Annotated in this window: 22 protein-coding genes; 1 reads left to right on the top strand and 21 read right to left on the bottom strand. The window is 33.8% G+C overall.

The window, feature by feature from the left end:
- The 11 genes from fabG to G314FT_RS06690 all read right to left on the bottom strand — a co-directional run bounded on the left by fabG (position 1) and on the right by G314FT_RS06690 (position 11,402).
- Complete coding sequence (gene fabG, locus G314FT_RS06740) at positions 1–735, bottom strand: 3-oxoacyl-[acyl-carrier-protein] reductase (protein ID WP_257699728.1); 735 nt, start codon at positions 733–735, stop codon at positions 1–3.
- A complete protein-coding gene (gene fabD / locus G314FT_RS06735; RefSeq protein WP_257699725.1) occupies positions 736–1,680 on the bottom strand; it encodes an ACP S-malonyltransferase in 945 nt (314 codons plus the stop codon). It abuts the gene before it with no gap.
- A 3-nt stretch (positions 1,681–1,683) separates the two neighbouring features.
- The gene (gene fabK / locus G314FT_RS06730) at positions 1,684–2,658 is read right to left on the bottom strand and encodes an enoyl-[acyl-carrier-protein] reductase FabK (RefSeq protein WP_257699723.1); all 975 of its coding nucleotides are present in this window, start codon (positions 2,656–2,658) and stop codon (positions 1,684–1,686) included.
- Positions 2,659–2,725: 67 nt separating this feature from the next.
- On the bottom strand, positions 2,726–2,971 hold the full coding sequence (locus G314FT_RS06725; protein WP_257699721.1) for an acyl carrier protein: 246 nt from the start codon (positions 2,969–2,971) through the stop codon (positions 2,726–2,728).
- Positions 2,972–2,991: 20 nt separating this feature from the next.
- A complete protein-coding gene (locus G314FT_RS06720) occupies positions 2,992–3,960 on the bottom strand; it encodes a beta-ketoacyl-ACP synthase III (protein WP_257699720.1) in 969 nt (322 codons plus the stop codon).
- 18 nt (positions 3,961–3,978) lie between these two features.
- Entirely contained in the window at positions 3,979–4,419 is a 441-nt protein-coding gene (fabT, locus tag G314FT_RS06715) for a fatty acid biosynthesis transcriptional regulator FabT (protein ID WP_257699719.1), read from the bottom strand.
- Positions 4,420–4,641: 222 nt separating this feature from the next.
- Positions 4,642–5,550 carry a YitT family protein gene (locus G314FT_RS06710; RefSeq protein WP_257699718.1) on the bottom strand — a complete coding sequence of 303 codons (909 nt, stop codon included), beginning with the start codon at positions 5,548–5,550 and terminating at the stop codon, positions 4,642–4,644.
- A 29-nt stretch (positions 5,551–5,579) separates the two neighbouring features.
- Entirely contained in the window at positions 5,580–6,326 is a 747-nt protein-coding gene (locus G314FT_RS06705; RefSeq protein ID WP_257699717.1) for an NADPH-dependent oxidoreductase, read from the bottom strand.
- A gap of 141 nt (positions 6,327–6,467) precedes the next feature.
- On the bottom strand, positions 6,468–8,918 hold the full coding sequence (locus G314FT_RS06700) for a bifunctional metallophosphatase/5'-nucleotidase (protein ID WP_257699716.1): 2,451 nt from the start codon (positions 8,916–8,918) through the stop codon (positions 6,468–6,470).
- A 272-nt stretch (positions 8,919–9,190) separates the two neighbouring features.
- Positions 9,191–10,159: an asparaginase gene (locus G314FT_RS06695; protein WP_257699715.1), complete on the bottom strand. Its 969-nt coding sequence runs from the start codon at positions 10,157–10,159 to the stop codon at positions 9,191–9,193.
- 79 nt (positions 10,160–10,238) lie between these two features.
- Positions 10,239–11,402 carry an MFS transporter gene (locus G314FT_RS06690; protein WP_257699714.1) on the bottom strand — a complete coding sequence of 388 codons (1,164 nt, stop codon included), beginning with the start codon at positions 11,400–11,402 and terminating at the stop codon, positions 10,239–10,241.
- 190 nt (positions 11,403–11,592) lie between these two features.
- Here G314FT_RS06690 and G314FT_RS06685 point away from each other — a divergent pair, with 190 nt between their 5' ends.
- On the top strand, positions 11,593–12,807 hold the full coding sequence (locus G314FT_RS06685; protein ID WP_257699712.1) for an FtsW/RodA/SpoVE family cell cycle protein: 1,215 nt from the start codon (positions 11,593–11,595) through the stop codon (positions 12,805–12,807).
- Between the two features lie 22 nt (positions 12,808–12,829).
- Here G314FT_RS06685 and G314FT_RS06680 read toward each other — a convergent pair whose 3' ends face one another.
- The 10 genes from G314FT_RS06680 to secA all read right to left on the bottom strand — a co-directional run bounded on the left by G314FT_RS06680 (position 12,830) and on the right by secA (position 24,725).
- On the bottom strand, positions 12,830–14,275 hold the full coding sequence (locus G314FT_RS06680) for an amidase family protein (protein WP_257699710.1): 1,446 nt from the start codon (positions 14,273–14,275) through the stop codon (positions 12,830–12,832).
- A 164-nt stretch (positions 14,276–14,439) separates the two neighbouring features.
- Complete coding sequence (gene ffh, locus G314FT_RS06675; protein WP_257699708.1) at positions 14,440–15,879, bottom strand: signal recognition particle protein; 1,440 nt, start codon at positions 15,877–15,879, stop codon at positions 14,440–14,442.
- 12 nt (positions 15,880–15,891) lie between these two features.
- Positions 15,892–16,233, bottom strand: coding sequence for a putative DNA-binding protein (locus G314FT_RS06670; RefSeq protein ID WP_117972929.1), 342 nt, complete (start codon positions 16,231–16,233; stop codon positions 15,892–15,894).
- A gap of 150 nt (positions 16,234–16,383) precedes the next feature.
- Positions 16,384–17,316, bottom strand: a complete 933-nt coding sequence (gene whiA / locus G314FT_RS06665) for a DNA-binding protein WhiA (RefSeq protein WP_257699697.1) — start codon at positions 17,314–17,316, stop codon at positions 16,384–16,386.
- A gap of 18 nt (positions 17,317–17,334) precedes the next feature.
- Positions 17,335–18,327, bottom strand: coding sequence for a gluconeogenesis factor YvcK family protein (locus G314FT_RS06660; protein ID WP_257699695.1), 993 nt, complete (start codon positions 18,325–18,327; stop codon positions 17,335–17,337).
- The gene (gene rapZ, locus G314FT_RS06655) at positions 18,324–19,220 is read right to left on the bottom strand and encodes an RNase adapter RapZ (RefSeq protein WP_257699694.1); all 897 of its coding nucleotides are present in this window, start codon (positions 19,218–19,220) and stop codon (positions 18,324–18,326) included. The genes G314FT_RS06660 and rapZ overlap by 4 nt, the downstream gene beginning before the upstream one ends.
- Before the next feature lie 116 nt (positions 19,221–19,336).
- Positions 19,337–20,224 (bottom strand): permease-like cell division protein FtsX, encoded by an 888-nt coding sequence (ftsX, locus tag G314FT_RS06650; protein WP_279348169.1) that lies wholly within the window; start codon positions 20,222–20,224, stop codon positions 19,337–19,339.
- Complete coding sequence (gene ftsE, locus G314FT_RS06645) at positions 20,217–20,903, bottom strand: cell division ATP-binding protein FtsE (RefSeq protein ID WP_117972934.1); 687 nt, start codon at positions 20,901–20,903, stop codon at positions 20,217–20,219. Before ftsE ends, ftsX begins: the two co-directional genes overlap by 8 nt.
- Positions 20,904–21,036: 133 nt before the next feature.
- Positions 21,037–22,132 (bottom strand): peptide chain release factor 2 gene (prfB, locus tag G314FT_RS06640; protein ID WP_257699691.1). Its coding sequence is split into 2 segments (ribosomal slippage): positions 21,037–22,059 and positions 22,061–22,132, totalling 1,095 coding nucleotides; the frame shifts between segments, so codons are not numbered across the junction.
- 64 nt (positions 22,133–22,196) lie between these two features.
- A complete protein-coding gene (gene secA / locus G314FT_RS06635; protein WP_257699689.1) occupies positions 22,197–24,725 on the bottom strand; it encodes a preprotein translocase subunit SecA in 2,529 nt (842 codons plus the stop codon).
- Positions 24,726–24,943 lie beyond the last annotated feature (218 nt).

The following is a 24,943-nucleotide window of genomic DNA, read 5'->3' as shown; positions in this document are numbered from 1 at the left end:
CTAACCGTTCATTACCATACCGCCATCAACATTAATCACTTGCCCAGTGATGTATGATTGATTAGCTAAAAATAGTGCCGTGTCTGCAATATCATCTGTTTTTCCTAATCGTTTTAACGGAATATGAGATAGCGTTGTTTCTTTTATTTTTTCAGATAAACTATCCGTCATATCTGTTTCAATAAATCCTGGGGCAATCGCATTACACGTGATACCGCGAGCAGCCAATTCTTTAGCTGTTGACTTTGTTAGTCCGATAACGCCTGCTTTACTCGCTGCGTAATTTGCTTGTCCTGGATTACCTATTTCTCCAATAACACTCGACATATTAATAATGGTGCCGAACCGTTGTTTTAACATTAATTTTGACACATGATGAATGGTGTTAAATGTTCCTTTTAAGTTAACAGAAACTACCTCATCAAACATCTCTTCCGTCATTCTCATCAATAGTGTATCTCTTGTTATTCCGGCATTATTAATTAAAACATCCACACGTCCAAATCGATTATGTGCTTCATCAATTAATTTTTTAGCCTCGTCAAATTTTTGTACATCCCCAATCACAACATGTGTTTCCACTTGATAAGATTCAATTTTTTTAATCAGTTCTTGAGATATTTCTTTTCTTGCATTTAAGACAATATTTGCCCCTTCTTTTGCAAAACGAATCGCTAGTTGCCCTCCGATCCCTCGTGAACTTCCTGTAATCACGACTGTTTTTCCTTTAAACATCTAATACCCCCATTTCATCAACTTTTTACCTAGTTGATTGAGTGTTTTTATATTTTCAATATTTTGTACGTTTATCGTACTCTCACTTGCTCGAATAAAATGACTTAATGTTTTCCCAGTCCCTAACTCGATTAAGTTGTCAACTGACTCTCGTTTAAACGTATGAGCTGTTTCTTCCCAATAAACTGGTGCCATCATTTGTTGCTTCAAATTCTCTTTGATATCAGCTGTATCAGGTAGTACATCTCCCGTAACATTTGTAACAAGAGGAACGATAGCATCAGAAAAAGTTACCTGTTGTAACGTTTCAAAAAATTCTTCTGCTGCCTCTGTCATTAGTGGTGTGTGAAACGGACCACTCACATTAAGACGAACAATCTTTTTGGCGCCAGACTCATTTAACTTTTTTTCTGCTTCTGCTACAGCCGATGTATTTCCTGCTATTACAATCTGTTGTGGCATATTATAATTCACAGGTAGCACTATGTGGTTTGGTTGTGTAATAGACTGACAAATCTTCTCAATTGTTTCTCGGTCCACTTCAATCACTGCACTCATCGCTCCTTGACCTTCTTTTACAGCAGACGCCATTAAATCTCCGCGTTTAAATACTAATGCCACCGCATCAGAAAAAGAAAGCACCTCATTTTCTACTAACGCACTATACTCACCTAAACTAAGACCTGCTACCATCGAAGCTGTTATGCCATATTCTTGTTTGACAACTGCTGAGGTAGCACAACTCATCGTTAAAACTGCTGGTTGTGTGTATTTTGTCAGGTGAAGTTGATTGTTTTCTTCAAATAGTAATTGAGCCATATTAAATGATAATGCATCACTGGCACGCTCAACATACTCTTTAAATATAGGAAACTCATCATATAATTCTTTTCCCATACCAATGTATTGACCACCCTGACCACTAAACATAAATCCTATTGTCATAAATTACTCCTTGTCTAGTACCCATTCTGCATAACGATTTTTTAAAACATCTTGTGTTTCCGCTATAAGCTCCTGAATAATCTCATCACATGTTTGTTCATCTGTTTTAATCATACCGGCAATTTGCCCGGCCATCATGGAACTGTTTTTTATATCCCCATCAATGACTGCTCGTTTTAAAGCACCCTTACCTAAATCTTCCAATCGATCAAAATCAGGTTGTTCTTTGCCACCTTCAAAACGTTCTACTTTTTCAAATGTTTGAGTCAATTTATTTCTAAGTCCTCTAACTGGATGACCTGTTAGCATTCCTGTCACAACGGTATCGATATCTTTTGCTTTCACTACTTTTGTTTTAAAATTATCATGGGCAATGGATTCTTTTGATACTAAAAACCTAGTTCCAAGTTGAACTGCTTTGGCTCCAAGCATTAATGCTGCTGCAACGCCTCGTCCATCCCCAATTCCCCCTGCAGCGATAACTGGGATACTAACCGCATCTACTACTTGTGGAACTAACGTCATGGTAGTCGATTTTCCAATATGTCCGCCACCTTCCATACCTTCCACCACGACAGCATCTGCACCTTCTTTTTCCATGCGTTTGGCTTGTGCCACTGACGCAACAACAGGTATCACGATAATCCCTGCTTCTTTAAAACGTTTCATGTATTTACCTGGTGAACCTGCCCCAGTTGTAATCACTTTGACTCGCTCTTCAATCACTAAGTCAACAATATCTTCAACAAATGGAGACATTAACATGATATTGACCCCAAATGTTTTATCAGTTAGCGTTCTCGCCGCTTGAATTTTTTCTTGAATTACTTCTTTTGGTGCATGGCCTGATGCAATCAGTCCTAAACCTCCTGCATTAGAAACTGCACTGGCTAATTTTTCTTCAGCCACCCAAGCCATCGCCCCTTGAATGATGGGATAATCTATATCTAAAAGTTGACAAATTGTCGATTGTTTCATCGATTCACCTCATTTTTGGTTTTAAAAAAATAGCTATCGGCTAATAACAGCCAATGCTATTTATATCTTATTTATTTGCAATAATTTGTTTGTCAACGAAATTAACTAAGTCTTGAACCGTTGTTAATCCTTCATCTGTTTCAATCTTGACATCATACTCTTCAAATGCATCTTCAATATCATTTAAAATTTGGAATAAATCTAAACTATCTGCATCTAATTCTTCTCTAAAGTTTGTTGTTAATTGTACTTCCTCTTCCTCTTTCCCTAATTGATCCACAATGATTTCCTGAATTTTCTCAAATGTTGTCATAGTTGTTTCCTCCAATAAATTTATAATTTAATTAATAGACTTCCCCAAGTAAGACCTGCACCATATCCTGTTAATAGGCACAATGAGTTACCAGATAGTGTCACTATTTTTTTATTCACCACATCATCCAATAAAATAGGGATAGATGCAGCTGACGTGTTACCAAATTGTGCCACATTAGTTAAAAATTTTTCCTTCTTAATTCTCGTTTTTTTCGAAAGAGCTAAAAGAATACGATAATTGGCTTGATGAGCTAATACAAAATCAATCTCGTCAGATGTCGTATTGTTAGTTTCTAAAATCTGCACCATATTTTTCGAGACATCCCTTAATGCAAAATCAAAAATTTGTTTCCCATTCATTGTCAAATAGAGCTGTCCAGTTACATCACTAAAACGATTTTGTCTTATATTACTATGGCCATATAAAGCACTTGATCTGCTACCGTCTGATTGGATCAATTCTCCTATAAAACTAGGTGTATCAGATATTTTTTCTATTAAAACACCACCTGATCCATCGCCAAACAATATCGCTGTTTGTCTATCTGACCAATCAACTAGCCGACTCATCACATCTGTTCCTATCACAAGAGCACGTTGTATACGTTCTCCTGACAAATAGTTATTTGCCACGGATAAGGCATAAATAAATCCAGAGCACGCAGCGTTAATATCAAAACAAAGTGCTTGGTACGCCCCAATACTCTCTTGTACTAGACACGCAACAGACGGCGTTGACATATCAGCTGACATTGTCGCAACGATAATTAAATCAATTGAGTTAGCATCAATATCTTTTACTAATTGTTTTGCTACCTCAATACTTAATGAAGTTGTCGTTTCTTCTACAGCAATACGTCGCTCTTTAATTCCTGTTCGTTGCTCAATCCACTCATCACTAGTATCTAAAAATATTTCTAGCTCTTTATTCGTGACGTTCTTTTTCGGTAATGCTTTCGCTGTTTTAGTTATCTTAGGATATAGCATCACTTACTCCCTACTTACTTAATGATATTTTTTTAAAAAATGATGCAAGCTACTAAGGCCTTTAACCAATGCTTTTTTTTCTTCCTCAGACATATCCTCTAGCACTGCTTCAACCATTTTTTTATGGAAATGCTGATGGACGCGATAAAATAATCGACCTCTATTTGTTAATTTTAATCGAACAATGCGGCGATCACTTTCACTTCTCACACGATCAACATAACCTTTTTTCACCAAATTATTGATTGCAACAGTCAATGTTCCGACGGTTATTGACAATTCTTTTGCTACTTCACCTGTTGTTTTATTTCCACCCATACCAATGGCTTCTATGGTATGCATTTCTTTAATTGATAAATCAGAAAAATCACTCTTTTTTAGTTCAGTTTCTTCAATGGTTAAAATGTCATTAAATACTTTAACTAATTGTGAATTGACAATCGTAATTTTCTCATCCATATACTTGCCTCTTCCTTTAATTGTTTGATAATCAAAGTATATGGGTAAAAAAAAGAAAAAGCAATGTGAAATAGTTTGATAATCAAATGATTTGATAATCAAAGTATATGGAATGGTTTTATAAAATGCAAGCTTTTTTTTATAAAATTTTTATTTTGGCATTTAATCATTACGTGAAACATTGATATAATAAGGTTTTTAAATATAAAAAAAGAGAGGGGTTTATAACCCCTCCACTCTTGATGCTTTAATTTTCTTTTGATCATCTTCGCTCCAAAATTGACCAACAACTGTTTGAGTTGGAATAATATTAATAAAAGCTTTATCATCTGCATTGTAGACTGCTTGTTCTAAATCATATAATTCATATCGGGTTACAACCATCATAATAACTGAAACATCTTTACGTGAAAATACTCCAGTTCCTGGTAATAAAGTCATTCCACGTACAATTGATTGTTGAACAGAAAAAATAACTTCTTCCGTTCTATTTGTCATAATAAAAGCGGTCACTTTTTGATGACTTGTATGGATTTTATCCACTACTTGCGTTGTACAAAAAATTGAAATAATAGTATATAATGCTGATTCCCAACTAAATAAGAATCCAGCAGCTGCAATGATAAATAGATTGATAATAAACATCAGTGATCCCACTGTTCTACCGGTTGTCTTTGATAAAACTAAAGAGACGATATCCATCCCACCAGTACTAAATCCATATTTCATCGTGAGTCCAATAGCTAACCCAGATAATACCCCACCAATGATTGCATTCATTAAAGGATTATCTGTCACTTGTACAACAGGAATAACGATGGTCATCACAGATACTGACAATACAGTTAATAAACTTAGAATGGTGGCCGAACGACCTAATTTTATCCAACCTAAAATAGCAATCGGAATATTTAATATAAAAATCCAAATCCCTGTCCCAATGTTTACATTAAACCCTTTTGCTAGAACACCAGAAATTAATTGTGATATACCGTTTACTCCAACTGAAAAAACATCAGCGGGAATCAAAAACATATTTAATCCAACAGCTATAGCTAAACCGGCAATAATAATAATTAGCCCTTGCTTAATTGCCTCATTTTTACGATATGCCTCGGTGATATTTCCCAAATCAACTGCCTCCCTTTATCCATCATAAATTAGTCAATCATAAATCCTTGTTTTTCAATATCTAATTTTACTCTCAATCGTTTTTCAGGTTTTCGATTCATCCCTTGTGTAATTTGATGAGTAAATGAGTCAATTCTCTTATTATCATCTCGCAAATCATAATAATCAGTTACGATATTATCGTATTGTTTTAATTTATCAATATAGTTATCAAACGTTTGATAATTTTCTTCAAAAAACATCATTTCTTTTGGTAAACGTGGTTTCAATTGTGGCTCTTGATCTTTATATCCTATAGCTAATCCCAGAACAGCAAAGGTTAATTCTGGTAATTCCAATAATTCTTTTACTGCCTCATTATCATTTAAAATACTTCCTAAAAAAACAGTACCAAGATCTAAACTCTCAGCAGCTAAATTTACATTTTGCGCAGCTAAAACAGCATCGGTCATTGCAACCATATAACGATCCATATTATGTAGAACAGAGGTCTCTTGATTATTTTCTGTCGCAATTTGTTTATTTCGATATTGATCAGCCACAAAAATAAACACATGACTTGCTTCAGCTACATAAGGTTGATTACAAATGTTAGCCAACTTTTGTTTCTTTTCTTTTGATGTTAAACACACTATACTATATGACTGCATAAAATTACTTGTTGCGGTATGTCTGGCAACATCAACCAATGTATCCACAATATCTTGGGGTAATTTTTTATCCTTAAACTTTCTAACACTCTTATGATTTAATTGTAAATTAATCACTTCATTCATCTTAAAACTCCCTTTCTAGAAAAATTTCATGTAACTAATCGTAGTATAACATTGGTTGGTTTAAAAATCATGATGAACAAGTTAGAATCCATAAAATAAAAGCAAGAGATAGTTAGTCCCTTGCTTTTATCAATTGTTCATTTAAGATGCTTTATTTTTAAAAACATAAGCAGCTGAAGCCACTGCAGTTAGAATTAGGCCAATACTAACAAAATTAAATACTTTTTCACCTGTTTTTGGTAAACTATTTGTTGTTGTTGGTTTATTTTTAGCCGCATTATTAGCAGTTGCTTTGGCTAAATTCTTTATAGCTTTTGTAAGAGCTTCTTCAACTTCTTTTACAGTATCTACCGTTATATCTATCTCTTTTGATTTGGCATCTGTTAATACCTTATTTGCCTCTGTTAGAGCTTTAGTTAATACGTGCCAAGTATTAGCTGTATAATCCGCTTCTTCTAAACGATCTGTTTCTTTTACTAAAGCTTTTAATGTTTTTATTGATACCAATGCTTCTTTTTGTTTTACTAAGGCACTATTGATTTCTTTTGCTTTTGATTCGTCTTTATCTGTTAATACTTTTTCTGCTTTGACTAACTCTTCACTAAAAGCTATCCAACTCTTTACTGTATAATCAGATTCCGATAATTTTTTACTCTCAGTTATTGTTTTTTCAAGTTCTTCTAAAGTTGTCACTATAGTATCTTCACTAGTTTCACTTGGTATAATACGTGAATAAGGGATTGCTTTTTCATAATCCATAATAGCATATTTTGCAGAACGAATTGGGAGTACTTTTTCACTCTTATCTACACTAATATCACTTAAAAAATCAGTAAACACTTGATCTAATGATGGTCCTTCTTCACGAGAGCCACCTAACATAGTATAACCATCGCCACCTGCTGCTAAGAAATCATTAGTTGCTAATTTATACGTTTTAGATTCATCTAAACGTTCAAATTCTCCTGTTGCTTTATTTTTAATTTTAATTGACCAAACACGTTGTCCAGCTTGATTATCTTCAGGTTTATTACCTGCTCCTTGTTTCGTTGAATCATAATGAATTTTTACAGAGTCTGATACTTGTAAGAATCCACCATTGCGTCCTAAGATAGGCTGTTTTGTTGTTTCATCTATCATAACCTGACCTGTTGATTTATCTTTTTGAACCTCAGAACGTAGGGAATACTCAAACATCTCTTTGATTTCTTTACCTGTCACATCAATTTGAGAAATAGTATTGCCAAAAGGTAGAACTGCTAAAATATCCCCTTTTGTTACTTTTCCTTTATTAATGTTGGTGCGAATTCCTCCACCATTAATTACAGCCAAGTCTGTTTGTCCATTTTTAAATCCAGTTTGTCCATAATCATATAGTGAATCAGCAATAATATTTCCTAAGTTTGTTTCTCTTGTCCGAACATTATCCCCTTGACCTTCAAATTGAACGGGATTATTTTCTAGAACAACTTGATTCATTTCGCCATCAAATTTTTGTCTTGTCTCATCAATTATTTTCTTTATCGTTTCATCTTCTTTAATGTCTTTAAACTCTGATGCCGGTATTAATTCTGCTTTAAAAGTTGGATTTTCATCTTTATAACTGATATTAATCAACCCAACATTATTTAAATAATTTCCAGTTTGTGCTAGTAATACATTCCCATATGTTTGACCAGTAGGAAAAGCTGTATGAGAATGACCATCTAATACCACTATTTTTTCTTTAGGATATGCCTCAGATAAATTTTTTGCTAATGTATCACCACGCCACTCTGCCGGAGTTGTTTGATCTACTCCAAGATGACTCAAAAAGACAAATACATCTGCCTTACCTTTCAATTGCTCCATCATTTTTTTAGCTACAGGAATCGGTTCATCAAATGTCACATTTTTAACATTATCCGGATGTGTTTTAAACGCTGTCTCTGGTGTTGATAATCCTATCACTGCAAATTTTTTCCCGTCTTTTTCAATCATCTTATAGGGCTCAAATGACTCTTTACCATTTTTTTCAACATTAGCAGATACCATAGGCAAAATCTGTTTATATGCCACAGCTTGATCATAACCAAAATCAAATTCATGATTTCCAACTGCAACAGCATCATAAGGAATATTGCTCATAGCACGTGCCATGTCCATTCCTTTACCAAAATTTGAAATGGCTAATCCTTGCATAGCATCCCCACTATCAAGCATTAATGTTGGATTTTTGCTATCTTTAAATGTTTTGAGCTTAGCTAAACCAATCACTTTTCCATCTTCATATTGCATACGTCCATGCATATCATTGGTATGCATAATACTAAAATTAAAATCTGTTGATTTATTTTTCTTTTCTTGGCTACTTTCTGAATTGGTTACTGACTCATCAGTAGACAATTCGCTATCATCTGTTCGATCTTCTTTTTTTGTAGATGTACTTGTTTCTTTTTGATTACTTTCCTGCGTTTCTACATTTTCCGTTGTAGTTGTAGTCGTTTCTTGTGTTTCTTCAGCAAATACTGGTATTGCTGGAGAAAGAATACCAAAAACTAACATAAAACATAAAAAACTAATAAATTTTACCGAAACCTTTCCTTTTTCCAATGCCATCTCCTCCATTATAGTCAATTCATTTTTACACACTTTATTATAACAAAATTCACAAAATAAGCTATGTTTAATCCAACTATTGGGTTAATAGTTCATTAATTAATAAATGGACAAACTAAATAATATTCCATCAAACGAGACAAACAACAAATACATATTCGTTTATAAAAACTAGATAAGGCTAGTTATAATAATAATCAAATTGATACCTATCAAATAAAAAAACAGATAGCCCATTCTATCTGTTTTTTATCTTGTCTATTTAATTAAATTTCAGTCATATAATGTCTAAGTTCTTCTTTATTGAGTTTAGCATTTAATGCAACTAATAGACGCAATCGTGCTTTAGGACCAGTAATACCTCTAACAAACATCACGCCCATACTTTTTAGTTCCACCCCTCCACCAACATAACTATATATATCTTCTGCTATGCCATTGGCACATCTTGAAACTAGTGCTATAGGAATATTCTTTTGTAAAACTTTTTCCAAACTAGGCAGTACAGCTGGAGGTAAATTTCCAGCACCAAGAGCTTCTATCACAATCCCATCGATGCTTCTTTCTGTTAATAGATCAAATAATGTTCCATCCATACCAGCATAAGCCTTAATAATAGGAATAGTTCCTTCCACTGTTGTCACTGGATAAACTTCTTCTTCGATAACATCCTTTAAAAAAATAGGTTTATTTTTGGATAAAATACCGATTGGTCCAAAAGTTGGAGCACGAAAGGTATCGACACTTGTTGTATGGGTTTTTGTGACAAATCGTGCCTCATGTATTTCATCATTCATCACAACCAACACACCTTTATCACGAGCTGATTCATGGGAAGCTGTAATAATTGCCTGCCTAAAGTTATACAAGCCATCTGATCCTATTTCATTACTACTTCTCATTGCCCCTGTTAATACCATTGCTAAATTATTTTTCAACGTCAATTCCAAAAAATAAGCTGTTTCTTCTAACGTATCGGTTCCATGAGTTATCACAACACCCACAAAATTTTCTGATTGGGCTTTTACGATACGCTCTTTTAATAATAACATCTCTTTAGGAGTAATATGTGGCGAGGGTAGATTAAATACCTCTTCAACAACTAATTCTATGTCTTTTGGTAATGGTAAAAATTTATCACCTAGTGGATGTTTATTGGATAAGCTAACCCCTACACCATCTTCTTGCGTCATAGAAATCGTTCCGCCTGTGTGTAAAACGAGTACTCTTTTCATTTCTTTCACCTCATCATTTTCTAAAACCATTATAGACTTATTTTTATCATAAAACGCTAAGGCGAATAAATTCTCATTTTTAATTCATGAATTTCTCAATCTTATCATGGTTTAGTCGAATCACTAATAGTACTATTAGATAAAATACCACAAAACATAGGAAAGGAAATTTTAAATCTGTTGTATCAAATAGTCCATTTAATAGACTCATCAAAACTGGAGATAACAAAACACCTAAATTACAACCAATAAAAATAACCGATGTCGACTGATTGATATCTACACCTTTAGCAATTTGTTCAATATGGTTAAAAATATAAGGTAAAATCCATGCCACCGGAACACTTGAAATAAATAATCCGATAAGTAGTAAGATAAACGAATAATCAGATAAATAGACAAATAAATTAAATAAAATATTAATACCTAACGCAACATAAATGACTTTAAAATGAAATAATCGAATAACTCTTTCAAAAAGAAATCCCGCAATAATCCCTAATGCCGGCATAATAGATAGAAATAAACTAGTATTAATCGTTTCTCCTTTTAACTCAATCGCTAATGACGGAAATCTAACAGCCACTGCAATCGAATTCATCACCAAACTTGAGGCAAAAATAGCCGTCAAAACAAGTGGCTTGCTTAATGAAAAAGAAGCTTTTTTTCTATCTGTTTGTATCTCAACTTCTGGAACATAGTGGTAGAAAAATAACGCGATTGGCAAACTTAAAAAATAGATGAGATAAGCATTAGTCCAATTTATGGTAATAAGTAATCCCGCAACAAACGTTAAAACCATTTGACCAAGCCCTTCGATCGCATTTCTAATCCCCAACAATTCAGAACGTTTTCTTCCACTATATAATCCATTTATAAAACTGACAGATAACGCATTATACATACCAAATCCAGCTCCTAATAATAGCCGTCCAATAAATATCATCATATAACTATTTGGCGTAAACTTTGGTAGTACTCCGCCTAGACAAACCAGTAGTAATCCAATCACCACTGTTTTTTTCATTCCTATTTTTTTTGAGATACCAGAAGATAATAGAATAAATATTATCACTGTAATACTCGGAATGGTACTAAGTAACTCTGCTTTAACTTGCGTTAATTCAAGCGATTTTTTTATGAATGGTAACGTACCATTTATCGACACCCCACTTGTCAAAATAAATGAAATCGATAAAATTGCCATGGCAGTAAAAGAATTCATTTCAACCTTTTTTTTCATCATACACTCTCCTTAGCTATCAACTCCACTATAATACCATTATTCTAATACTTCAGATAGGGATACTTTAAACTCTTCCTATTCCTTATAAAATTATTATTTTTTGTTAAATCATCTTTTTTTAGCCTTATTTTTTGTTATACTAGTCTAGTATATATAAAAATGTATTCTTAATAAAGGGGATTTCTCCATGAGAAAAAAATTACAATTTATAGATTTTAAAATTTTGATTCCATATATTGTACTAAATATTATTGGTATCATCATGATTTTTAGTGCTAGCTCTTATAAACTCAACCAACAAGGAAAAAGTATTTTTTCTATTGCAACCAAGCAAGGTATTTTCTTTGTGATTTCGCTAATTTTAATTGCTATTATTTATAAAACAAAATTAAAAGTTTATCAAACAGATCTTTTTCAAAAAATTATGCTTGGTCTTACATATATTTTACTCGTTGCCACCAGTGTCTTGGGTCTTGGAAAGACAATAAGTGGAGCACAAAGGTGGATTTCTATTGGTAGTTTTAGTTTTCAACCATCAGAATTTGTTATGATTTCAACTATTCTCTATTGTGCGTTTATTTTTTCAAAACGACAGGAAACTATCAATCAAGATTTTTTCAAATCTGTTATGGTCCCGACTGCCATCATTGGTGGGATGATTTTGTTAGTGTTAGTTCAACCAAATGTTGGTGGTGCGGCCATCATTTTCTTCTTATTCGCTGTATTGATTCTCTCAAGTGGGATTCCTGCGGGATACACCTTTCTAAGTTTTGGTGGGCTTGTCTTGTTTATTGGGCTAGTTTGGCAAATTGTTATGTTCAATGGGGGGATGCTAATACCTGAGCGTTTTTCCCATGTATATAAACGCTTTTCTGTAATGAGTAATCCGTTCGAGGATAAGTTAAATAATGGTTTCCAATTAGTAAACTCATATTTTGCGATTTACAATGGTGGGTGGTTTGGTAAAGGGTTAGGAAAAAGTATTCAGAAAAAAGGGTTCTTACCAGTTGCTGAAACGGACTTTATTTTTTCTATCACCATGGAAGAACTCGGATTAATCGCCAGTATTATCATTTTAATGATTCTTTTCTATCTAATTTTAAGAATTTTATCCATTGGGATTCGTTCAACTAATGCCTTTAACTCTTTGGCTTGTATTGGAATTAGCACAGCAATTTTACTTCAATTATTTGTTAATCTAGGTGGGATTTTAAGTATTATGCCAATGACTGGTGTGCCATTTCCTTTCATGAGTTACGGAGGATCTAACTTAATGACATTATCCATATTAGTTGGTATTGCTCTTAATATTAGCGCCGATGAAAAACGTCATCAACTATATGAAGGACACGCTTTAGAAATACAACCTTACAAACAAATAAACATGACTAATGAGGTTTAATTCCCTCTTAGTCATGTTTTTTTTAATGATTATAATACATTGGCAAAACAAATTGCTGATGGTATTCGAATATTTCTGCTACATCAAGGAGTAATTTATCGTTTCCTTTAGCAGCCATAAATTGAACGCCAATTGGTAACCCATTTTCTGCTACATAGATGGGTAAATTAATCGCAGGTTGACCTGTTAAATTAGCTAACTGCGTGTAGGGTGTCATGTGCAAGCTTTTTTCAAACATCGCATAAACTAATTCTGCTAATTCCTTTTTAGTCAATTCATGTGCCATCCTCATTGATTGTCGAATTTGATTACTTTGTAAATCTTCTATTATTTTAGGAGCTGTTGTTGTAGCTGATGGTGATAAAAACAAATCATACTCCTCAAATAATTCTTCCATAACTTGAGTGGCTTTATCCCACGCGTAAAAGCTCTGAATATAGTCTGAAGCTGATAATGTTTCGCCATACTGATATAATGTCCATGTCATGTGTTCCATATCCTCAATAGATAATTCTCGCTGCAAATGCGTTTTGAATGAAGTCATCATGGCAGATGTTTCTCCACCATTCATTGTATAATAACTTCGAATTAATTCATCTCCATTAACCGGATAGGGAATTTCAACCACATCATGTCCTTCACTCACTAAAAATTTAATAGCTTTCTCAACTGATTGTTTGGCTGCATGTGAGACCTTATTTCCAACTGGTGAGTCATTGCAAACAGCTATTTTTAATGTTTTTTTCTGTTTATAAAAATTCTGTGGCGCTAAAAATGGTGAAATTTGTTGTGTCGGTTTTAATATCTCTAACATCGCTCTTGCATCTCTGACTGAAACGCCCAATACAAAATTAACAGACGCACCTTGCCAAGCACGCCACTCATCAGGCCCTGTCACAATATTTCCTCGACTTGGTTTTAATCCTAATAATCCAGAAAAACTCGCTGGAATTCTAATAGAACCACCACCATCACTTGCGCCTGCTAATGGAATAACACCTGAAGCTATTGCTGAAGCGGCACCACCACTACTACCCCCTGCATGATAATCTTTATTCCAAGCATTTTTTGTTACGCCATAGATTAAAGGATCCGTCACATTTTTAAATCCAAATTCTGGTGCATTGGTTTTACCAAATGGAATGAATCCAGCTTCTTCTATCTGTTTCACGTAATTATCAGTTAATGACGATTGATTACCCGTCATCAATTTAGCTCCAGCAGTATTAAGCCATCCTTTTTTTTGTTGACCAATATTTTTTAATGGAAAAGGTACCCCATAAAATGGACTTTCTTTATTAGACGTTTTTAAAGACTGTAATAGTTGATGATAGCTTTCTTCATCGAATCCAACGAAACAGTTTAATTCACTATGTTCGATAACCTTATTATATGTTTCGTTTAATAATTCTTCTACTGATATTTTTTTTTGTTGAATTTCATTTGCCCAAAAAGTCGCATCTTTCATCCAATAAAACTCCTTTTATTAATAAGATATATCAAGTCTAACTAGCTTGTGTCGATTTTACTATAAAATAAGATTAAATTATGTTAATTAAACGATTTAATCAATAATAAGAATAAAAAAAAGACAACATTGTTTTATAAAAAAAGAAGGCTCATGGCCTTCTCTTATTTTTTCTTTTTCTTTTTGTTTTTATTTTTCATTTTCTTTTTATTTTTCTTAATCATTCTATTCATAGCCATCTTACCTAATTTACCTTGTACACCACTACCGCTACCCATCATATTTTCAAGCCCAGCTGGCATGTTTCCTTTAGACATTTGTTGCATCATTTTACGAGATTCATTAAATTGTTTAATCATACGGTTAACTTCAACAACTGAATTACCTGAACCTGCTGCAATACGTCTTCTACGACTTGGATTTAATAATTCTGGATTTTCTCGTTCCTCAGGTGTCATTGAGAAGACAATCGCTTTTTTACGAGCCACATCTTTTGGATCAACTTGTAATTGGTCAAGACCTGGCATGTTATTCATCCCTGGAATCATCTTAATCAAATCTTCTAATGGACCCATACCCATTACTTGATCAAGTTGTTCGATAAAATCATTAAAATCAAAATTATTTTCACGCATTTTTTGCGCTAATTCTTCTGCTTTTTCTTCGTCATATTCTTTTTGTGCTTTTTCAATTAAGGTTAACATGTCTCCCATGCCAAGAATCCGACTAGACATTCTATCAGGATGGAATACTTCAATATCCGTTAATTTTTCACCTGTACCAATAAATTTGATCGGTTTTCCTGTAATCGCGCGAATAGAAAGTGCCGCACCACCACGAGTATCCCCATCAAGTTTTGTTAAGACAACCCCTGTCACATCTAGTTGCTCATCAAAACTTTGAGCTACTGTCACAGCATCTTGACCTGTCATCGCATCAACTGTTAGTAGAATATCATTAGGTTGAGCAAAATCTTTAATACGTTTTAACTCATCCATTAAAGTTTCGTCGATATGCAAACGACCTGCCGTATCAATAAACACATAATCATTTTTATTTGCTTTAGCTTGTTCTAACCCCTGGCGAACAATTTCAACTGGATCAACATCTGTTCCCATATCAAAAACTGGAATATCTAGTTGTTGACCAATGACTTTTAATTGATCCACCGCCGCAGGACGATACACGTCGGCTGCAATCAATAATGGTCTAGCTTTCTCATTTTGTTTTAAAAAGTTAGATATCTTACCTGTAAAGGTTGTTTTACCAGCCCCTTGTAAACCGACCATCATGACAATTGTCGGTATCTTAGGTGATTTATTTAACCCAACTGCCTCAGAACCTAATACTTTAGTTAGTTCCTCATCCACTACTTTAACAATTTGTTGGGTTGGATTTAACGATTCCAGAATTTCAACACCGACTGCGCGTTCTCCAACACTTTTGACAAAGCCACGAACGACCTGTAAGTTAACGTCGGCTTCAAGTAACGCAAGACGAATCTCGCGCATCATATCTTTAACGTCTTCCTCTTTTACCGTCCCTTTTTTCTTTAATTTACTCATCGCTACTTGTAAGCGATCTGTTAAACTTTCAAAAGCCATATTTTTAAACCCCTACTCTTCTTCTATTTCTTGAATTTTATCTAATAAATCATAAATCATTTCTGTTTCTGGATAGGATTCTTTTAGCAATGATTTGATTTCATCAATCATCTCTTGTCGAACCACATAATTTGAATACAAATGTAATTTTTTTTCATAAGTTTCTAGTAATTTTTCAGTACGCTTTATATTATCATACACAGCTTGACGACTCACATCATACTCCTCAGCTATTTCACCTAAAGAAAAATCATCTGCATAATAAAGTTCAATATAATTCATTTGCTTTTCTGTTAAAAGAGTTGAATAAAATTCAAATAAAGCATTCATTCGATTTGTTTTTTCAATTTCCATGTTTTCCCTCCTTTAACTTAACTATCTTGGTATAGTCACTTTCACATTATACCATACTTGTATCAAGATATTTAGAGAGAAAATACATAAAAACCTTATCAGCTAAACAAACAACTCTTTTTAACAGATAAGGTAAATAGTTAACATTTTTTACTTTATTTGAGCTAAATTATTAGCAAATTCATTAATTTTTCGGATGCGATGATTAATACCTGATTTTGTTATTGGACCAGAAGGAATCATTTCACCAAGTTCTTTCAAACTGATTTCTGGATTTTCCAGACGTATTTCTGCGACTTCCCTCAATTTTTCAGGTAATTGCTCCAATCCAACGGTTTCTTTGATTAAACGGATATTCTCAATTTGACGTTTTGCAGCATCTGCCGTTTTATTCATATTGGCATTTTCACAATTCATTAATCGGTTAACTGAATTACGTAAATCTCGTACAATTCGAACATCTTCAAATTTTAACATAGCGTTCGTTGCACCAACTAATACTAAAAAATCGGCAATTTCTTCTGCACCCTTGAGATAAGTGATAAATCCTGTACGCCTTTCAACCACTCGTCCATTTAAGCCATAAAATTTTAACATTTCACATAAATCAACGCACTGATCTTCATACATTGAATAAATTTCTAAGTGATAACGACTTGTCTCAGGATTATTAACTGAACCACCTGCTAGAAATGCACCACGTAAATAAGAACGCATTTTTTGTTCATTCCCCATGATACTATCTGAAACATGGGTATTAAACATCACGCCATCCATGATTTCTAAATCATTTAATATTTCTTTTGTTCCTTGTTTCAAACGAACGATATAAACATTATTTTTTTTTAATTTCATTTTTCGTCGCACTAACAACTCACTATTTACTTCATAGTGATCTTTTAATAGTGTATAGATACGTCTAGCTATTGCAGCATTTTCAGTTTGAACATTTAATACAAATTGTCTATTAGCTAACGTTACAGAACCATTCATTCGAATTAAAGCTGCCAATTCAGCCTTTGCATGTTCTTTATGAACTTCCAAAGTAGTCAGTTCTTTTTTAACATCCGATGCAAAAGACACTCTAAGCACCCCATTCTTTTAATATTTTGCTCCAAAAACCAAACGAAACAGCTCTTCAACTACTTTGGTTCGATCATGGAAAACTCCGCCATTTTTTAACTCTAAAAAGTCAGTCGATATCACACGACATCCTTCATCGCGTAAGCCTTGAAAATCGTGTTTAACTTGTAATAAATACTCATCATAAACAGTTGGATCAATGTAATTTTCAGGTATCGGCTCTGTATTGACCAATACGGTATCAATAAATTGTTTTCCTAAATGATGATGCAATACCCGTACATGATCGGCATCAGAAAAATGCTCAGTCTCACCTTTTTGTGTCATAATGTTACAAATATATACTACTTCAGCCTCTGATTTACAAACCGCTTCACCTAGCTCTTTAATCATCAAATTAGGTAAAATACTAGTAAACAAACTACCAGGTCCAAGAACAATCATATCTGCATCGCGAATACTTGAAATAACCTTTCTAGCTGGTTTAACAGGCGTGCCATCTGCTGTATTGGTCACATAGACATAATCAATTTTCTTTCGTTCTTTGGCAATAGTACTTTCACCTGTTGCACCTGTCCCATCAACAAATTTAGCATGTAATGTCATGGATTGCTCGCTTGCTGGATAAATATGTCCATCCACATGCATAAACTTACTTAATAACTGGATTGCTTCATAAGTACTATTTTTCATTTCAGACATTGCTGCAATAATCAAATTACCAATCGTATGATTAGCTAAAAAGTTATCTTCTTTTTTAAAACGATATTGAAAAATATCTTCATACATTTGTGGCATATCAGATAACGCCACTAAAACATTTCTTAAATCTCCTGGAGGACTCATATTAATACTCTGACGAAGAAGCCCACTACTCCCACCATCATCTGCTACTGTTACAATTGCTGTAATATCAGCACTTTGATCTCTAAGCCCATGTAAAATAACGGGCAAACCAGTTCCGCCACCAATCACAACAATTTTAGGCTTCCTTATACGATATGTTTTCATGAACGATTAACTGATTCCTTACGTTTCATCATATCTCTGTGGGTAATATTTGTTTTATAGTCTTCAGAGATTTTTTTTCCTAGTCTCTCAGTCAATGCTACTGAACGATGTTGTCCTCCAGTACAACCAATCGCGATAGTCAAACTCATTTTTCCTTCTTTTATATAGCCTGGTAAAATATCTAAAATCAAATCTTCATACTTCTGATAGAATGATTCCGTCATGTCAGAGTTCATAACATAATCATATACTGGCTTGTCTTTTCCATTTAATGGACGCAATTCATCAATATAATGTGGATTAGGTAAAAACCTTACATCCATCACAATATCTGCATCAATTGGTAATCCATATTTAAAACCAAAAGAAACCATTTCGACACGGAAAGTATCTGTATCATGATTTTTAAAATTTTCCATGATTTGTTCTCTTAATTCTCTAGGAGCTAGTTCAGTTGTATCAATCACTAACTGCGCTTCTCCTTTTAATTCTTCAAGTAACGCTCTTTCTTTCTTAATTCCCTCTGTAACTAGTCCATCCATTGCAAGTGGATGAGCTCGCCTTGTCTCTTTATAACGTGAAACCAATTCTCGATCTGAGGCATCTAAAAACATGACAGTGGTATCCACTAATTTAGTATTTTCTATTTCAATTAGCATACTTTGAATTTCTTCAAAAAATGCACGTGATCTTAAGTCAATAACTAATGCAATTTTAGTGATTTTACCTGACTCTTTAATTAGTTCCCAAAACTTTGGAATTAATGTTGGTGGTAAATTATCAATACAAAAATATCCCATATCTTCAAAACTTTGTACTGCAACGGTCTTACCAGCACCACTCATTCCAGTAATGACGACTAATTGTAAACTATCAATCTGATTTTCAGTCATTTACATCACTCCTTCTTCATATTCTCTGTTCTCAATTATAACATACCTGGTGTATCATCTGTAAAAAAATAGATAAAAAAAGAAATAAGACAACTGTCTTATTTCTTTCTTATATATTATATTTTTAAGAATCGTCTCATAGACATCACAGAACCCATGGAACCAATCACCACACCTACGACGATGAGTAATGTATTTAATTGCCACATTAAATTACCTGGAGCAATCAAATCATATGATGCATTAGCAATCATACTCTTTGTAAAAATAACATATACTCTTGGATAAGCAAACGTTACAAGCAAAACAGGTATGACCGATCCCAATAGGCCAATAAATGCTCCTTCTAAGAAGAATGGTCCTTTAATAAAACCATTTTTAGCTCCTACAAGACGCATAATTTGAATCTCACGTTTTCTTGAAATAATCGTGATACGAATTGTGTTAGAAATTAAGAATACTGCTACGCCTAGTAAGAAGACGGCTGCAATTGTCCCCCATAATCTTACATCTTTAGAAATCTTGAATAACTTATCGGAATTTCGTCCACCGTAATCGGCCTTTTGCACACTTGGTAAGTCAGATGCTGCCTTTTGTATATCTGGTATATCCTCTGCGTTAGAAGCTGTTAAGACATAAACATCATACAATGGATTCTCATCTTCACCGAAAAGTTTCCATGTATCCCCCAACTTATCTACTAACTTTTTATATTCATTTTGTTTACTAGAAAAAGTAACATCTTTTACCCCATCAATATCTTTTAACTTTTCACCTAATTCTTTTACTTCCTTTTCAGGTGTTCCAATATCAATAAAAACAGAGACATCCACATTATCTTTTATATCATCTGCAATTTTTGCAACATTTAAAATAACACCTAGAAAAATTCCAACAAGCGTTAATGTTACGGTTACAGCACTGATAGACGCTAATGTCATCCATCCGTTTCTTTTTAAGTTCTTCAATGCACTACCTATGTGTCTAAAAAAATTACTAATCATCGTAGCCATAATCCCCCTCATCTTGGTCTCTTGTAATGCGACCATTTTCAATAGCTAATACGCGATGACGAATTTTATTTACAATTGTGCTATTATGTGTGGCCATAACAACAGTTGTTCCTTGATTATTAATTCGCTCTAATAGCTCCATAATTTCCCATGAATTTTCTGGGTCTAAATTTCCTGTTGGTTCATCTGCGATAAGTACTTTTGGTGTGTTCACGATGGCTCTTGCAATTGCCACACGTTGTTGTTCCCCACCTGATAATTCATCAGGAAAAACACGAACTTTATGTTTTAACCCAACTAAGTCAAGTACTTCTAGTACACGACGTTTGATTTCACGTGGTTTTTTTCCGATTACTTGCATGGCATAAGCAACATTTTCATACACTGTTTTATGTGCCAAAAGCTTGTAATCTTGAAATACAATACCTATTTCACGACGTAAATAAGGAACATTGCGATTTTTTATTGTTAATAAATCATATCCACAAACATTTAATGTTCCTTTAGTTGCGGCTTCTTCACGGTACATTAATTTGATGAAAGTTGATTTACCTGCCCCACTTGGGCCAACGACATAAACAAACTCACCTTGATTAATTGTAATGGATAAATTACGAATCGCTGTTGTCCCATTGGAGTATTTCTTTGTTACTTTCTTCATTTCTATCATAAGTTTATCTCTCCAACTTGTTATTGTTATTTTGACTAATATATAATAATCAATCCGAATATAGTATAACATGTCTTCTTTAGGATTTGATTACAAATATATATCAATTACTTATTAACTGTCAAATAAAGTATTACAATTTCCATCTTAAATAAGCGTCAATAAAACCATCTAAGTCTCCATCCATTACTGGTTGAGTATTTCCCACTTCGTAATTTGTTCGATGGTCTTTAACCATCGAGTACGGATGAAACACATAAGATCGTATTTGTGAACCCCAGCCTATTTCTAACTGCTCGCCTTTAATCGCAGCTGCTTCTTGTTCTTGTTTTTCAATTTCTAATTGATATAACTTTGCTTTTAACATACTCATCGCTTGCTCTCTATTTTTTAATTGAGAACGTTGAGCCTGACTAGATACCACAAATCCTGTTGGGATATGGGTGATTCTGACAGCTGAGTCTGTTTTATTAATATGCTGACCACCAGCTCCACTAGCACGGAATGTGTCAACTTTAATATCATCTGGTTTGACCTCAATATTAATATCATTTGTTAACTCTGGCATCACATCGACTGAACAAAAGGATGTATGACGTCTCGAGTTGGAATCAAATGGCGAAATACGAACCAATCGATGAACGCCTTTTTCAGACTTCAAATAACCATAGGCATTGTATCCTTTGATTAAGAGTGTGACACTTTTAATCCCTGCTTCATCTCCAGCTTGATAATCAACTGTTTCAACTTGAAATCCCTTTGATTCAGCCCATCTAGTATACATTCTAAGAAGCATACTTCCCCAATCTTGTGACTCTGTTCCACCTGCTCCAGGATGAAGTTCTAAAACAGCATTATTTTGATCATACTCACCATTAAGTAGTTGAGCTAATTCATACTCTTCTACAATTTGAATCGTTTTTACTAACTTTTCTTCTAATTCTTTTTGTGACTCTTCATCACCTTCTTCAGCCATTTCCAGTAAGATTTCTAATTCCTCATAAGCTTCCTCAGTTTTTTTAAAAGTATCATATTGCGATTTTAATTGATTCACTTTATCAATAACTATCTGAGCAGATTCATTATCATCCCAAAAGCCAGGCGTAGCCATTTCGTATTCACCTTCAGCAATTTGTTCTTCTAGCGACTCTAAGTCAAAGAGACCCCCTAAAATTTGTTATTTTTGTTTCAATTTTACCTAATTCATTTTTTATATCGCTAATTTCCATTAATTATCTCCCTTTCTTTAAATAAGGGAAGCGACTCAGTTAAACTAAGTCGCTTCTTGATTTATTATGATGGTTTACCATGACAATTTTTATATTTCTTGCCACTGCCACATGGACATAAATCATTGCGTCCAATTTTTTCGTCAACACGAATCGGTTGTTTTTTCTCATCATTAGATACTTGTCCTTGCTCTAAAGTTGGCTTAACAGCATCACCTTGAGCCACTTGCTCACGTTGAACATTTTGTCTGATTTCAGATTTCATGAATAAGCGAGTGACTTCATATTCGATCGCACCAACCATATTATTAAACATATCATATCCTTCAGTTTGATAATCAACCAATGGATTATTTTGTCCATAAGCACGTAATCCAATAGATTCTCTTAATTGGTCCATCGCATCAATATGGTCTGTCCATTTTGTATCGACTACTCTTAAGATAACCACTTTTTGGAATTCTAATAACTGTTCTTCACTACTTAAAATTTCTGCTTTTTCATTATAGATCGCTTTTGCTTTGTCGTAAATGAATGTTTTCATTTCCTCAGGTGTTTTACCTTCAAAATCAGATAAACTAATGGCATCTTCATGCGTAATAGCTGAACCAACAAAGTCTACTAATCCTTCAAGGTTCCAATCTTTTTTCTCACCTTGAGTGTGTCCATCAACATAGCGATCCACAGTTCTTTCAACCATTCCAAGTAAAACAGGTTGTAAATCGACTTCTGACATAATTACTTCACGACGTTGTTTATAAATGACTTCACGTTGTTCACGCATCACGTCATCATATTGCAAGACGTTCTTACGTGTATCGTAGTTATTTCCTTCTACACGTTTTTGAGCTGATTCTACTTGTTTAGATAACATCTTACTTTGAATGACAGCATCTTCTTCTTCTAACTTCATACGATCTAAGAACATTTTAATTCTTTCAGAACCAAAACGTTTCATCAAATCATCTTCAAGTGATAGATAGAATTGTGACATACCTGGGTCTCCTTGACGACCAGCACGACCACGTAACTGATTATCAATACGACGAGATTCATGGCGTTCAGTCCCGATAACAGCTAATCCACCGACTTCACGTACACCAGCGCCTAAACGAATATCTGTACCACGACCAGCCATATTTGTCGCAATCGTCACAGCACCTTTTTGACCAGCATTCATGATAATTTCGGCTTCTTTAAAATGATTTTTCGCATTTAAAATTTGATGCGGTACTTTTTCCTTATTCAGTAGATCAGATAATAACTCTGAGGTTTCAACGGCAACTGTCCCCACTAATACTGGTTGGCCCTTTTCATGACGCTCTTTAATATCTTTCACTACTGCATGGAACTTACTTGATAGTGTTGGGTATAATAAATCCGCACGATCATCACGAATGATTGGTTTGTTTGTCGGAATTTGAATAACTTGCATGTTATAAATTTCTCTAAACTCTTCTTCTTCTGTTTTCGCTGTACCAGTCATACCTGATAATTTTTTATACATACGGAAGTAGTTCTGGAATGTAATATTTGCCATTGTTTTTGTTTCATCTTCGATGTCTACGCCTTCTTTGGCTTCGATTGCTTGATGAAGACCATCTGAATAACGACGACCATCCATGATACGACCAGTAAATTGATCCACGATTAATACTTTACCTTCTTGAACGACGTAATCAATATCACGTAACATAATATAGTTAGCACGTAATGATTGATCTACATAATGTGTTAAAGACGTATTTTCAATATCATAAAGGTTGTTGACATCAAAATATTTTTCTGCTTTTGTAATACCTTGTTCTGTCAAACTAATTGTCTTTGATTGAACATCAATTTTGTAATCTTCTTCTTCAGTTAATGTTTTGATAAAATTATCAACTCTTGTATAATAAGCAGTTGATTTTTCAGCTTGACCAGAAATAATCAATGGTGTTCTAGCTTCATCAATTAAAATTGAATCGACCTCATCCACTACAGCAAAATTTAATGGACGTTGAACCATTTGTTCTTTGTAGACAACCATATTATCTCTTAAATAATCAAACCCTAATTCATTATTTGTTGAATAAGTAATATCACATGAGTAAGCTAAACGTTTTTCATCCGAAGATTTTGAATTAATATTTAATCCAACTGTTAGACCTAAAAAGTTATATAACTCACCCATCTCACTTGCATCACGTGTTGATAAGTACTCATTGACGGTTACAACGTGTACCCCTTCACCTGATAAAGCATTTAGATAAACTGGCATAGTAGCAGTCAAGGTTTTACCTTCACCAGTTTTCATCTCTGGAATGCCACCTTCATGTAGTACAATTCCACCCATCATTTGCACTTTATATGGAAATAATCCTAGAACGCGTTTAGCTGCTTCTCTAACAACTGCAAATGCTTCAAAAAGTAAATCATCTAATGTTTCACCTTTTGTATAACGTTCTTTAAATTCCTCTGTTTTTGCTTTAAGTTGGTCATCTGTTAGCTCTGACATTTGTGGTGCCAATTTATCAATATTATCAGCCATATGTCCCAAGCGTTTTAAATCCTTTTTATCATTTTCGATTAATTGTTTTAAAAAATTAGCCATGAAATTTTTCCTACCCTCTCATCCTTATTCTCCTAGAAGTATTGACATCTTACATAATAAGGTCATCTTATACATTCTATCATTTGTTTATGAAAAATAAAACTCTTTAAGAAAAAAAAGGGACGATTAAGGGATATTTCCTATTAGAGATTCTAACTCTAGTACAAAAAGGACGTGAAAAGTTAAGTTTTATCTAACTTTCACGCCCCCATATAACT

It is taken from the genome of Vagococcus luciliae (assembly GCF_024637875.1).
Lineage (GTDB): Bacteria > Bacillota > Bacilli > Lactobacillales > Vagococcaceae > Vagococcus > Vagococcus luciliae.
The sequence above is the reverse complement of the archived record's forward strand: the minus strand, read 5'-3'. Positions and strand labels throughout refer to the sequence as shown.

Coding starts and splice junctions, on each gene's coding strand:
- fabG (WP_257699728.1), bottom strand. CDS start 735: ATGTTTAAAGGAAAAACAGTCGTGATTACAGGAAGTTCACGAGGGATC.
- fabD (WP_257699725.1), bottom strand. CDS start 1,680: ATGACAATAGGATTTATGTTTAGTGGTCAGGGTGGTCAATACATTGGT.
- fabK (WP_257699723.1), bottom strand. CDS start 2,658: ATGAAACAATCGACAATTTGTCAACTTTTAGATATAGATTATCCCATC.
- G314FT_RS06725 (WP_257699721.1), bottom strand. CDS start 2,971: ATGACAACATTTGAGAAAATTCAGGAAATCATTGTGGATCAATTAGGG.
- G314FT_RS06720 (WP_257699720.1), bottom strand. CDS start 3,960: ATGCTATATCCTAAGATAACTAAAACAGCGAAAGCATTACCGAAAAAG.
- fabT (WP_257699719.1), bottom strand. CDS start 4,419: ATGGATGAGAAAATTACGATTGTCAATTCACAATTAGTTAAAGTATTT.
- G314FT_RS06705 (WP_257699717.1), bottom strand. CDS start 6,326: ATGAATGAAGTGATTAATTTACAATTAAATCATAAGAGTGTTAGAAAG.
- G314FT_RS06695 (WP_257699715.1), bottom strand. CDS start 10,159: ATGAAAAGAGTACTCGTTTTACACACAGGCGGAACGATTTCTATGACG.
- G314FT_RS06690 (WP_257699714.1), bottom strand. CDS start 11,402: ATGAAAAAAAAGGTTGAAATGAATTCTTTTACTGCCATGGCAATTTTA.
- G314FT_RS06685 (WP_257699712.1), top strand. CDS start 11,593: ATGAGAAAAAAATTACAATTTATAGATTTTAAAATTTTGATTCCATAT.
- G314FT_RS06680 (WP_257699710.1), bottom strand. CDS start 14,275: ATGAAAGATGCGACTTTTTGGGCAAATGAAATTCAACAAAAAAAAATA.
- ffh (WP_257699708.1), bottom strand. CDS start 15,879: ATGGCTTTTGAAAGTTTAACAGATCGCTTACAAGTAGCGATGAGTAAA.
- G314FT_RS06670 (WP_117972929.1), bottom strand. CDS start 16,233: ATGGAAATTGAAAAAACAAATCGAATGAATGCTTTATTTGAATTTTAT.
- G314FT_RS06660 (WP_257699695.1), bottom strand. CDS start 18,327: ATGAAAACATATCGTATAAGGAAGCCTAAAATTGTTGTGATTGGTGGC.
- rapZ (WP_257699694.1), bottom strand. CDS start 19,220: ATGACTGAAAATCAGATTGATAGTTTACAATTAGTCGTCATTACTGGA.
- ftsX (WP_279348169.1), bottom strand. CDS start 20,224: ATGATTAGTAATTTTTTTAGACACATAGGTAGTGCATTGAAGAACTTA.
- ftsE (WP_117972934.1), bottom strand. CDS start 20,903: ATGATAGAAATGAAGAAAGTAACAAAGAAATACTCCAATGGGACAACA.
- secA (WP_257699689.1), bottom strand. CDS start 24,725: ATGGCTAATTTTTTAAAACAATTAATCGAAAATGATAAAAAGGATTTA.